This is a genomic window from Chryseobacterium phosphatilyticum, assembly GCF_002899825.2.
Taxonomy (GTDB): Bacteria; Bacteroidota; Bacteroidia; order Flavobacteriales; family Weeksellaceae; genus Chryseobacterium; species Chryseobacterium phosphatilyticum.
Genome location: NZ_PPED02000006.1, coordinates 25,087 through 37,677, shown reverse-complemented (window position 1 = coordinate 37,677; position 12,591 = coordinate 25,087). Strand labels below are relative to the sequence as shown.

Annotated in this window: 10 protein-coding genes; 8 read left to right on the top strand and 2 right to left on the bottom strand. The window is 34.6% G+C overall.

Going from position 1 to position 12,591, the window contains the following annotated elements:
* The first annotated feature begins 67 nt into the window (after positions 1-67).
* Both C1631_RS20280 and C1631_RS20275 read left to right on the top strand, forming a co-directional pair.
* Positions 68-1,630, top strand: coding sequence for a vitamin K epoxide reductase family protein (locus C1631_RS20280; RefSeq protein ID WP_103247898.1), 1,563 nt, complete (start codon positions 68-70; stop codon positions 1,628-1,630).
* Between the two features lie 8 nt (positions 1,631-1,638).
* A complete protein-coding gene (locus tag C1631_RS20275; RefSeq protein ID WP_109713885.1) occupies positions 1,639-2,457 on the top strand; it encodes a GLPGLI family protein in 819 nt (272 codons plus the stop codon).
* Between the two features lie 70 nt (positions 2,458-2,527).
* Here the strand turns inward: C1631_RS20275 and C1631_RS20270 are convergent, their stop codons facing one another.
* Positions 2,528-4,657 carry a S9 family peptidase gene (locus C1631_RS20270; protein WP_109713883.1) on the bottom strand — a complete coding sequence of 710 codons (2,130 nt, stop codon included), beginning with the start codon at positions 4,655-4,657 and terminating at the stop codon, positions 2,528-2,530.
* Between the two features lie 121 nt (positions 4,658-4,778).
* On the opposite strand from C1631_RS20270, the gene C1631_RS20265 reads away from it, so the two are divergent.
* Together C1631_RS20265 and C1631_RS20260 are read left to right on the top strand one after the other, a co-directional pair.
* Positions 4,779-5,252 carry a hypothetical protein gene (locus C1631_RS20265; RefSeq protein ID WP_109713881.1) on the top strand — a complete coding sequence of 158 codons (474 nt, stop codon included), beginning with the start codon at positions 4,779-4,781 and terminating at the stop codon, positions 5,250-5,252.
* Positions 5,253-5,265: 13 nt separating this feature from the next.
* Positions 5,266-5,454, top strand: coding sequence for a DUF6496 domain-containing protein (locus C1631_RS20260; protein WP_103247253.1), 189 nt, complete (start codon positions 5,266-5,268; stop codon positions 5,452-5,454).
* Positions 5,455-5,528: 74 nt separating this feature from the next.
* Here the strand turns inward: C1631_RS20260 and glgP are convergent, their stop codons facing one another.
* A complete protein-coding gene (gene glgP, locus C1631_RS20255; protein ID WP_103247254.1) occupies positions 5,529-7,196 on the bottom strand; it encodes an alpha-glucan family phosphorylase in 1,668 nt (555 codons plus the stop codon).
* A 201-nt stretch (positions 7,197-7,397) separates the two neighbouring features.
* Between glgP and C1631_RS20250 the strand changes: the two genes are divergently transcribed.
* The 4 genes from C1631_RS20250 (at position 7,398) to mtaB (ending at position 12,548) form a co-directional block, all read left to right on the top strand.
* The gene (locus C1631_RS20250) at positions 7,398-8,195 is read left to right on the top strand and encodes a hypothetical protein (protein ID WP_109713879.1); all 798 of its coding nucleotides are present in this window, start codon (positions 7,398-7,400) and stop codon (positions 8,193-8,195) included.
* A gap of 159 nt (positions 8,196-8,354) precedes the next feature.
* A complete protein-coding gene (locus C1631_RS20245; RefSeq protein ID WP_109713877.1) occupies positions 8,355-10,457 on the top strand; it encodes an FIDD domain-containing protein in 2,103 nt (700 codons plus the stop codon).
* A gap of 87 nt (positions 10,458-10,544) precedes the next feature.
* Positions 10,545-11,135 carry a DUF1572 family protein gene (locus C1631_RS20240; RefSeq protein WP_103247257.1) on the top strand — a complete coding sequence of 197 codons (591 nt, stop codon included), beginning with the start codon at positions 10,545-10,547 and terminating at the stop codon, positions 11,133-11,135.
* Positions 11,136-11,201: 66 nt separating this feature from the next.
* Positions 11,202-12,548, top strand: a complete 1,347-nt coding sequence (gene mtaB, locus C1631_RS20235) for a tRNA (N(6)-L-threonylcarbamoyladenosine(37)-C(2))-methylthiotransferase MtaB (RefSeq protein WP_103247258.1) — start codon at positions 11,202-11,204, stop codon at positions 12,546-12,548.
* The last annotated feature ends 43 nt before the right edge of the window (positions 12,549-12,591 follow it).

Genomic DNA, 12,591 nt, shown 5'->3' with positions numbered 1-12,591 from the left:
GAGAATCCTTTAAAAATGGCAACAGGAAACTGTTGCTATTTTTTTGAAACGTAAAAAATGTATTACTATGACACTCAAAAGTTATACTGCTGTTATCAATTACCTGGACTATAATAGGATATATATTGACCGTGATGAATTTGGACTTCAACTTGAAGGACATCCTGACTTTCCTAGTCTTTTGGCATTTTCTGATGCACTAAGCTTCTTTAATATTGAAAATTATAGTTACAGAATAGATAATGATGAAAAAGATATTTTACCTGAAGATTTTTTGGCTTTGGTAGAAGGAGAACTGGCTCTTGTAAATAATAAAAATAATCAACTTACAATCAATGGTTCTCCTGCACATGATTTTTTTGGAAAATGGGAGAATATAATACTTGTTGTAGAAAAAGATAGAGAATTCCCGGGTGCAAAACCAAAATTTGATTATACCTATATTAATTGGGGAGTTTTTATAGTGTTATTTCTATTTCTCTTGGCATATGACTCTTCTGATTTGACTTTAAAATTAATCTTTGTAGTCACTTCTTTAATTGGGTTCATATTTGCCTATGAAGCCTACAGAAAAACTCATGGAAAAGGAACATTTATTCCGGTTGGCGTATGCAAAAGTGAGTACCTGAATACAGATTGTGATATGGTTTTTAATTCAAAAAAATGGAAGATTTTTAACACAATAGACTTATCTGAAATTTCATTGCTTTTTTTTACCAGCCAACTCGCTTGTTTTGTTTTATTCTCTCTTTCAAAAAATATAGAATTCTTTTTTAGTGTCTATCAATATGGATTATTTGCTTTTATACCAATAGGATTTTTATCCTTATTTTATCAGGTATTTGTTGTTAAAAAATATTGCCCGGTATGTATGATCATTATAATTTGTGTAATTATTCAATTAATAGCTTCTAATATCATTTCTTTTGATCGTAAAAATATTGGTATAGGTACTACAACCTTATTTTTAATCGGGTTTTTCAGCTCATTAATACTACTGTTGAATTTGAGAATGAAAAATGAGAATGCCCAGAAAAACGAAAATATCATTAAACGAAATTTGAAATTCAGACGAAACTATTTGTTTTTCAAAAACAATTTGTCTTTGCAGAAAAGGTTGGTTAATACTGATTTCTCCGGTGCTTTTGTCTATGGAAATGACAGGGCGGATCGAAATCTGACGTTTGTTACCAATCCATTTTGTAAGCATTGTAAAGAATTTTATCCTGTCTTCCTCAAGTTGGTTAAGAGGTATGCTGACGAACTGAGAATTAATATCTTCTTTGATATCGATCTTAGCAGAGATGATCAGGATAATAGAGCCGTTCATATTAATCTTACCAATATATACATAAATAGTGAGGATAAAACAGAGTTTTTAGAAGCTCTTAGTAATTGGTACGACGTGCAGGGGTATAGTAAAAACAAAAACGGATGGTATAAGAAATACTCTAAATACTTCGAAAGTTCAAAAGCAGCTCTTAACCTATTAAAAGGCCATGAAAAATGGGTGAGAAGTAATGGGGTACATTTTACTCCCAACCTTTTCCTCAATGATATGGAATATCCGCTCCAGTACGAAAGAGCAGATCTGGAATACTTTATTCCTGAATTTTTATCTGAAAATTAAAATCAACTATGAAAAGCCTATTATTTATATTGCTGGGAACGGTGATGTTTTTTTCCCAGAACAACAGGTTCATTTATGAAATGAAATACAAAAAAGATTCAACGTTAAAAGATATTACCATAGAGAATTATTATCTGGATGTCACAAAAGAAGATATAGCTTATTATAACAGACTGAATTATATTAATGATTCAATATTTAGTGCTACCGGGCAATATACACCTGGTAGGCTGACTTCTTTTCTTATCAAAAAGAACAATAGCAATGTCTATCAAAACTATGAATATATCGGGGATGTAAACTTTTATAAAATATCTGAAGAATCCCAACAACAATGGAATATTACGGATAGTGTAAAAGTTTCCAATAATCTCCGGCTTCAAAAAGCAACGACTACATTTGGAGGCCGGAATTGGGAAGCATGGTTTACTAAAGATATTCCAATCCCTTACGGACCCTATAAATTTAACGGATTACCAGGATTAATTATGGAATTATATGATACCAAAAAGAATTACCGTTTTAATGTCATTAAAAGTGAAAAGATTTCTGATGATTATAAACGTAATTCATTAAATGCTTCCATATCCAGGGCAATTCCTGTGACCCTGAAAGAATTGAATAAACTGAAACTAGATCTTTATTCCAATCCCTTTAAATATGTATTGAATGGAAATTTGACCATGCGCGAAGGGCAGAAATTGTTGTTGGATGATGGAACCGTTTTATCCAAAGAAGAATTAAAACCTGCAGAAGATAGGGAGCGGAAAAAAATAAAATCCTTTAATAACCCTGTAGAATTGGATAAGGCGGTTAAATATCCTTAATGAATGTGTTTATAAAGAATCCCTTTCAGAAGTTCTGAAAGGGATTTGTAATTTATATTAACGGGTAATATTATAAGTTATTCAAGATGAAATCAGTCATCTTTTGATACAATTGTGGTCTTGTCTGTCCTCCAAAGATACCGTGGTTTTTATCCGGATAAGCCATGAAGTCAAATTGCTTTTTGTTTTGAATCAACGCTTCAGATAATTCCATAGAGTTTTGGAAATGAACATTGTCATCAGCCGTTCCATGAATTAAAAGGAACTTTCCTTTCAATAAATTAGCATATTCTGTAGGTGAGTTTTTATCATAACCATCAGGGTTTTCCTGAGGTGTTCTCATAAATCTTTCAGTATATACAGAATCGTAATATCTCCAGTTGGTTACCGGTGCTACCGCAATTCCTACTTTGAAAACGTCGGCTCCTTTTGTCATTGCTAAACTTGTCATATATCCTCCGAAACTCCATCCGAACATACCAATTCTGGTCTTGTCAATATAGGACTGATTTCCGAACCATTTTGCAGCGGTAATCTGATCTTCAATTTCGTATTTACCAAGGTTCATGTACGTTACTTTCTTGTACTTTGCTCCTTTGTAACCTGTTCCACGCCCATCTACACAAGCAACAATATATCCTTTTTGTACTAGGTGATTAAACCACATGGCATTCCCGTTATCCCACGAATTGGCAACCTGTTGAGATCCCGGTCCGGAATATTGAAACATGAATAATGGATATTTCTTATTAGGATCAAAGTTTTTAGGTTTCATTACCCAGGCGTTCATTTGATCACCGGCAGCATTAGGAATAGTAATGAATTCTTTTTCAGTAAAATTATCAGCTTTTAATTTCTGTAACTGATCATTATTATTCTGAAGCTCTTTTACGGTCTTACCATTTCCGTCTTTCAATACATAAGTGTATGGTTTTGAGGCTGTAGAAGAGGTTTCAATAAAATAATTATAATTTTTGCTGAAGTTGGCAGCATTATTTCCTTCAGCATTCGATATCAATTGAGACTTTCCGCTTTCGATATTTACCTTAGAAACCACTTTATTAATACTTCCTTTCTCAGTAGTCTGAATATAAATTTCTTTGGACTTTGGATTAAAACCATAATAATCAGTTACCTCCCAGTTTCCTTTAGTAACTTGCTTTTTAAGCTTGCCATCTTTGTCATACCAATATAAATGACGGTTTCCATCTCTTTCAGAAGACCAAAGAAAGGAATTGTCTTCCAGGAACTCTAAAGTAGGACTGTCGGTATCAATCCACTTTTCATCCGTTTCAGTAAAGAGTTTCTGAACGGTTCCTGTTTTAGTATTGACTTTCAAAATGTCAGATGCGTTCTGGATCCTTTCAGAAGTAATCAGAACCATTTCGTCAGGTTTTGCCGTTTGGAAAACATTAGGAATATAATAGTTTTTGAAAGAACCTAAGTTCAGTTGTATTGTTTTTCCACTATCAAGACGATATAACTGTGCTGAAACCACAGAGTTTTTTTCTCCTGCTTTAGGATACTTATAGCGCATTTCAACCGGATAAAGGTTTTTACCATAGATAGGAATATAGATTTCCGGTACCTGGCTTTCATCAGATTTTACAAAAACAATTGCATCCGAGTTTTTAGTCCACTCATATTGTTTTGCGTGTCCGAATTCCTCTTCATACACCCAGTCTGCCAATCCGTTCAGAATGGCATTTTTTTTACCATCATTACTAATCTGTGTAATTTTTCCTGAAGTCAGATCCTGATAAAACAAATTGTTATCAACAATGAAAGCCACTTTAGTAGCGTCTGGCGAAAAACTAGGCTCCTGTACAGGTTTTCCGTCATTCAGACTCATTGTTTTTCCTGATTTTAAATCCTTTACATCAAATTTTCCAAGGAATGAATGTCTGTAAATAGGTTGTTTTCCTACCTGTAAAAGTATTTTAGACTCGTCATCAGAAAAAATATAACTTTCAAATTTTCCATCCACAAGATTTCCATCTTTCTGGGAAGTTTTGTAGTTGTATTTAGCAATTCCTGTGGGTTCTATGACAAGGTAGTTCTCACCGTTTTTCATGGATGTGATCCCTGCAATGCCTTTGCCACGGTAGTATCCTGAATATATTTTGTCTAAAGTGATTTCCTGAGCCGATACATTATGAAATGCAGCCGCTATAGTAAGAGTTAAGAGTAGTTTTTTCATTTCTAGCATTAATCAATTTCAAAGATAATAATTTTATTAAAATGTGTAAAAAAGCTTTTCAAATATAATTTTTGGCAAAAAAATTGAATATAATTAAGTATAATCAAATCAAATAATAATTATGGAAACGAATGCCTATAACCAAAAATTGAACCGTTACGTATTGAACGATCACATTGTTTATACTGGTTTTTCCAGCTTTAAGGATGCTGAAGAATGTGCCCATAAAAAAGGTGGAACATTAGTGGAAGTGGGCTTTAAGGATGGAAATGACAACCCCGAAATCACAGATGAAGCAGGTTTAATTGAAAAAAAACTTCATTATTATGTGTATGCAGGGGAAGAATATAAATTTATCCATTCTTCCGATCCGGGATTTAGAAAGTATGCTGAAGAGCTGCAAAAAATAAAAGCCAAAAATGATAAAACAAGCCCGGATGAACGGTATTTTGCTAATTTCGAAATTGAAAACATAGAAGACCCGATTATTGTTCTCAAAAACGATCATTTCCAATCGGTAACTTCGAGAGAGCGTTCAAAATATTTGAAGCACGCCAGAGTTTATGAACTAGGGGTATCCCTGCCAAAATCTTAAAAAAAATCTGATCATGAGCAAAACGAAATATTCAGACAAAGCTCAGGACAAAGTAGGAAAAGTGATGCACGAATTCAAGGAGGGGAAATTGAAATCTTCTTCCGGTAAAAAAGTGACAAGCAGAAAACAGGCTGTAGCCATTGGTATTTCTGAAGCAAGAGAAAAAGGCTTAAAAGTGCCTGCAAAGAAAAAAAGTAAATAATTAATTCTCAATAAAAACCGCCTGATGAAAGCTTTCATCAGGCGGTTTTGTTGATCGTCATACAAGTGAAAATTTTACTGCTTCAGTTCATGATAAAGTAGTCTGTAATATTCATCAGCCATCCTGTCACTGTTAAAATGATCTTTTACATCATTCATGGCATTATACTGAATCTTTCTCCATTGATCCGGATGATCATAATAGGTTGGAAGAATTTCATGTTCAAGGATTTCATATAATGTATTTAGATCATAATTGTCCTGTTCATAAATACTCATATTCATATAATCTGCCTTAGGGACTACAAAAGAGTTTTCTCCATGTTTTGCGAATTCAGGTATCCAGCCGTCATCTGTAGATAGATTTACTGAACCATTCATAGCGGCCGTCATTCCGGAAGTTCCTGAGGCTTCCCGTGGTACTCTTGGATTATTGAGCCACAGATCTGAGCCTTGTTTTAGAGATTTACTTAATGACAATTCATACCCTGTAAGAACAGCCATGTTTTTGTGATTTTTGCTTTCTTCAACCAATGTATTAAATGTAGAAATAGCAGAATAATCCATTGGATAAGGCTTTCCTGCCCAGATAATCTGTATCGGATATTTTGGATGATTTAAAAGTCTGTACAATCTTTCCTTATCATGCAGAAGAAGGTCAGCGCGTTTATAGCCTGCAAATCTTCTGGCCCACACAATGGTAAAAATATTGGGATTAAATAAATTTCCTGTCTGATCAGCGACAATACTGAATAACTTTTTCTTTAAATGCTTTTTACGGTAATCAAAAACGGTTTCGTCATTTTCATCTTTTGCATTGTAAAGAGGTTTATCTGCCCAATATTTGAATTCCTGGGCATTCGTAATAGAGGTGATTTCACAGAGTCCCGGATATTTGCTCCACATCGTTCGAGAGACTTCGCCATGAAGCTGAGAGACTCCGTTAGCTATTCTTGCCATCTTCAGGGCACACAGGGAGTGGTTGAAACGATCATCACCAGATCCTTCAATGCTTTTAATTTCCTCCATGCTATATCCTGAGAAATAGGACATATCATAGCATAATTTCAGATTATGCTTTTCGTTTCCTGCTTCTTCCGGGGTGTGGGTAGTAAAAACCAGTTTTTCTCTCACTTTGCCCAAATCACCGTTGTATTTTTTTAATAAATAAAAGGCAGCGGGAAGTCCATGGGCTTCATTGAGATGGTAAACCTCCCTTTCAATATTCATTTCATCCAATAACTTAGCACCTCCCTTTCCTAATAAAATATATTGTGCAAGTTTTGTGGACTCATTGGCATCATACAATTTGTGACAGATGGTTTTGGAAACATGATCGTTTTCCGGGACATCAGTAGAAAGTAAAAACATAGGAGCCGTATTAAACGTTTCCGGATTCAGGTACCAAACTTTTACCCAAACTGGTGCACTGTGAATTTCGATTTGAAATTTTATGCCGGTATCTTCCAGAAAACTATACATTTTCTTTGTCCAGACCGGCTGTAAAGTCTGATCATGGTTTCTTGCCTGATCATAATAACCAAACTTCCAAAGAATGCCGATTCCTATAAGATCTTGTTTCAGATTATAAGCACTTCTCATATGAGACCCTGCCAGAAACCCGAGACCACCAGAGTATATTTTAAGTACTTGCTCTATAGCAAATTCCATAGAAAAGTATACTGTTTTTTTTGAAAATTGGGGATTGATGTTGTAAGGTATTTTAAAATTCCTAAAATCCATAATGTTGATTTGTGTTAGAAACAACAAAGGTATCAATAATGAAAATAAACTTTACATTAATTAATTGATAAATAAATAGTAAAACTGAATATTGGATTGTTTTTTTACTTACCTTTAATAGGTAAATTTTTGATTATCAAAAACTTTTAATGGTGAAAGCCAATGGCTACATGTGTTCTTAATTAAATAAAAAAATCACACATGAAAAAGACATTTTCTGATGAAGATCTGATTAAAAACCTAAGTTTATATTATCTGAACAGGCATTTGAAAAAAAAGCCTATAGAAAAGTATCACCGTACTATAGATGAATCCCCGCTTCATGATCGTGAAAAATACAGAAAGAAGTCGGAGATTCTTCTTCTCAACTCTTTTATGCATCATTTTCCCGAAGTAAAATTTGAAAACCTTACTTGCGAAAGCCCTGACTTTATCGCTAAACTAAACGACAAAAAAATCGGAATAGAACTTACCGAAGTGATTAACCATCTGGAAATGAAAAAGGTGGAAAGTACTTTAAATAAAATATTCCGTCAGGCAGAAATATTATTAGAACAAGAGGACACTACGAAATATCGTGGTGTTTATTTTTTAGAATTCCATCCAAATGTAAAATTTGATAATCTGGAAGTACAGCAGGAAAATATCATTAATATTTATAAAAGTATCAAAAAAAATAAACCTGTTGGATGTGTGAAAAGCGTTAGAAAATCCTTCCACAGAAGAAATGTATTTATCACTCATGAATATAGTATGAATCTTTTTGATGAATTATGTTCCGAAAAAATTCTCGAGTTGATCGAAAAGAAAAATGAAAAGTTTCCTTATTATGATACATCTGTTGATGAATGTTGGCTGGTCATTGTGTCTGATATGAATTCTATTGCTTCAAGATATACCTTTATTCAGGATAAGGAACACTTAAAAGAGGTAAAAAGTCCATTTCATAAAATTTTTCACCTTGAAAATCTATGTGGGAATATTACAAGTATAAAATAAGCCTGTTTAAAAGGTGTATTATGTAATGAATCAAGCTTTATATTTAGAATACTTCAAATAATTTTGAAATATATTATTTGTAATTAAATTATAGGTATATTTGGTATATGTTGGCAGTCAATCAGATCACAACTAATTCAACCATAAAAACATATATCTATGAGAAAACTTTTACTTTTTATCTTTTTTTCGGTATTCCATACTTTTTATTCTCAGCAAGATTGTGCCACAGCATTGGCTGTATGTGGAAATTCAAATATTACGTATAGCCCCTCAGGATATGGGAATATTAAAGAATTGGAAAACTCCGGAAGTTGCATAGACTCTTCAGGGGAGCATAATTCGATTTGGTATAAAATAACCATTGCGACCGGAGGAACACTTACATTCGACCTTGTTCCCAATAATCCCGGTGCAGACTACGATTGGGCTATTTTCGGACCTAATGTAAATTGTGGCAGTTTAGGATCTCCGATACGCTGTAATGCCGCTACAGTGGTGGGAGTGGGAGCAGCCACCGGGCTCAATATGACAAGTACAATTACCAATGCTCTCGGAGGTTCTCCTACACCTTATTGTAAGTATATGGATGTTTTGCCCGGTGAAACCTATTATTTATTTATAGACAACTGGGTAAGTGCTACGAGTAGCATAACAGCTCCGTTTTCTTTGACGTGGGGAGGAACGGCAACACTTGCTTCTCCGTTTACAGATCCAAATATTCAGCTGTATCCGTTTATGCCTCCCGGAATTCCTGCTGCAAACCCTGCTGACCCCAGAGAAGTAGTGATTTGTGGTCCTACAGAGCTATTCGATTTTTCTTTACTTACTTCCGGGATTCTCAATGGGAATCAACATTTTGGAGTAAGTTATCATGCAAGTCAAAATGATGCTTTAACAGGTAATAATCCTATTACTACGCCACAAACAGTCAATACAACCACGGTGTATTATTATAGTATCAGTTATACAGATGCAACTAATCCTAATAACCCCCTCAACAAATGTAAGCAGGTGGGAGCCTTTAAATTTAAAAACGGAGCTATCACAGCTAAAAATGCGATATTGACTGAATGTAACAATAATAATGCAGGAACTGCAATTTTTAATCTCACAACGGCTGATCTGGGAACAAATCCAAATGCAATAGTAAGATACTTTCCGAGTATGACTGATCTTAACGCTAATACAAATGAGATTACAAATCCTACTGCTTTTGTATCAGCGGAAGGAATTATTTATGTGAAAGTAACTTCCGAGTTTGGATGTAAAGCTATCGCTCAGATCAATTTAAAATTCCATCCCGCTGTGGTTGTTAATGATTCCGTACTGAGATCCTGTGCTCTGGAAACCAACCTTTCCACAGGAATTTTTAATCTTGGAAATGCCTCTGTAACAGGTCAGACAAATCCGATCAAAAAATATTATCCATCCATAACAGATGCCATCAATCAAACTAATGAAATTTTAAATTTTAACAATTATATTGCTCCCAATGGGGTAGTGTATGTAAGAGTCTCCAATGCTCAGGGATGTTATAATGTGGCAAAGATCACATTGGTGGTTATTGCGCCTGTGTATTCAGAGATTCTTAAAGATAAAATCATCTGTGCAGAAGCTAAAACTACGTTAGACGCAGGTCCTGGATTTAAAAGCTATGAGTGGAGTACCGGAGCAACAACGCAAACCATTACTGTAGGAATAGGGAACTATTGGGTAAAGCTTAAAACCGGGGAATGCGTGATCACGCAACCGGTAAAAGTATACGCTTCTGAACAACCGGTTATTTCTATGGTTGATATTGGAAGTACGACGGTTACGATAACTGCAATCGGAGGAACACCACCTTATCAATATTCAATGGACAATATAATCTGGCAGGATTCTAATATTTTCAATAATGTGGCAAGAGGTGATCATAAAATATATGTAAAAGATTCCTATAATTGTGATCCTGTAGTAATCGGAGTTGTAGTGCCAAATCTTGTCAACGTCATTACCCCGAATGCTGATGGCATCAACGATGTAATTGATTATTCAGCATTGGCAGGTAAGCAGAATCTTGTGATGAATATTTTTGACAGATATGGAACCAAAATTCACCAGTTGGACAAGTTGAGCGGATATAAATGGGATGGTACCCAGAGAGGAAGAAAAGTGCCTACAGGAACTTATTGGTATTCCGTAACGTGGAGCGAAAATGATAAAAATAGTACAGCCATTAAATTCACAGGTTGGATACTGGTTAAAAACAGAGAATAATTGTCAATAAAATACATAGATAAAACCACTTCTAAGAGGTGGTTTTTGTCTTTTTTAAATTTTACATTAGTGGTTAAAATAGAGAAAATGAAAGACCTGTTTGTAAAACGTTTTGAATATTATAAATCGCTTGGTGATAAAGCATTTAAACAGCTGTCTGATGAACAAATATTCTGGCAATATAATGAAGAAAGCAACTCAATTGCAGTTATTGTAAAACATATTGCCGGAAATATGCTCTCAAGATGGACAAACTTCCTTACAGAAGATGGTGAAAAATCCTGGCGTCATCGCGATGAAGAATTTCTCAACACTTTTAAAACAAAAGAAGAAGTTCTGGACTATTGGGAAAAAGGATGGAAATGTTTATTTGAAGCTTTGAGCCAAATTAATGACGAAAATATATATTCAACAATTTATATAAGAGGAGAAGCGCATTCTGTTATTGATGCAGTCTTCAGACAGTTAGCTCATTACCCTTATCATACTGGTCAGATTGTTTATATTGCCAAAATGATGAAAAATGAAGAGTGGAAAACACTTTCCATTGCCAGGAATAAATCTCAGGAGTTTAATAATGAGATGAAAAATAAAATTTCAAAAGATGTAACGGATGTTAATTCTTCCCCTGTATGTTTTCAAAACAGCCCCGAAGTAAGGGATGAATACAAGCAATAGACTGAATCAATCTTGAGTTCTTATTAAAATTACTATCTTTGCACCCATAAAATTCAGGAGTAACACATGTCTACTTTTCAAAGAACTGCCGCGTATCATACACTTGGCTGCAAATTAAACTTTGCAGAAACATCTACTATTGCCCGTCAATTAACAGATGCAGGTTATGATAAGGTAAGTTTTGATGATAAAGCAAATGTATATGTTATCAATACATGCTCGGTAACTGAAAATGCTGACCGTGAATGTAAACTTCACGTAAAAAGAGCAATGAAAGCCAATCCTGAAGGTTTAGTAGTGATTGTTGGTTGCTATGCTCAGTTGAAACCTGAAGAGATTTCACAAATTGAAGGTGTAGATCTTGTATTGGGAGCTAAAGAAAAATTCAATATTCTAAGCTATCTTGATGATCTGGAAAAGACAGAACATGAAGGGATTGTTCATTCATGTGAGATTGAAGAAACAGATTTCTTTATCGGTAGTTACTCAATCGGGGACAGAACCAGAGCTTTTCTGAAAGTTCAGGATGGCTGTGATTATAAATGTACGTACTGTACCATTCCGCTGGCAAGAGGGATTTCACGTTCCGATACTATAGAAAATGTTCTTCGGAATGCCACAGAAATTGCAGCAAAAGATATTAAAGAAATTGTTCTTACAGGAGTCAATATTGGAGATTATGGAAAAGGAGAATTTGGAAACAAGAGACATGAGCATACTTTCCTTGATCTGATCTCGGAGCTTGATAAAGTAGAAGGGATTGAGAGAATCCGTATTTCATCCATTGAACCCAACCTGTTGAAGGATGAAAGTATTGAGCTGGTTTCCAAAAGCAGAAGCTTTGTTCCTCATTTCCATATTCCGTTACAATCCGGAAGCGATGATTTATTGAAAAAAATGAAACGTCGTTACCTGACTAAACTTTACAATGACAGGGTAAACAAGATCCGTACGGTGATGCCTGACGCTGCTATTGGGGTAGATGTTATTGTCGGATTCCCGGGAGAAACAGAAGAAAGGTTCATGGAAACGTATAATTTCCTTAACGAACTTCCCATCACTTATCTGCACGTATTTACTTATTCTGAAAGAGAAAATACAGAAGCAACTACTATGGATGGTGTAGTTCCGGTAGCAGAAAGAAAAAAACGTAATAAAATGCTGAGAATTCTTTCTGAAAAGAAGAAAATGGCATTTTATCAGACCCAACTCGGAAAAACACTTCCTGTACTTTGGGAGCATGAGAATAAAGACGGAAAAATGTTTGGCTTCACAGAAAATTATGTGAGAGTTCAGAAAGACTTTGATCTTGGCTCCGTTAATCAAATTGAATTTCTAAATTTAGAAAAAATCCTGTCAGATGGCACGGTTTCAGTGCAATCTTCTTACCAAAATTTTTTAGCAAAAGCATAGGCTCTTTGCAAAATTTCCACTAAATTTATTTTTAAACTTTAAA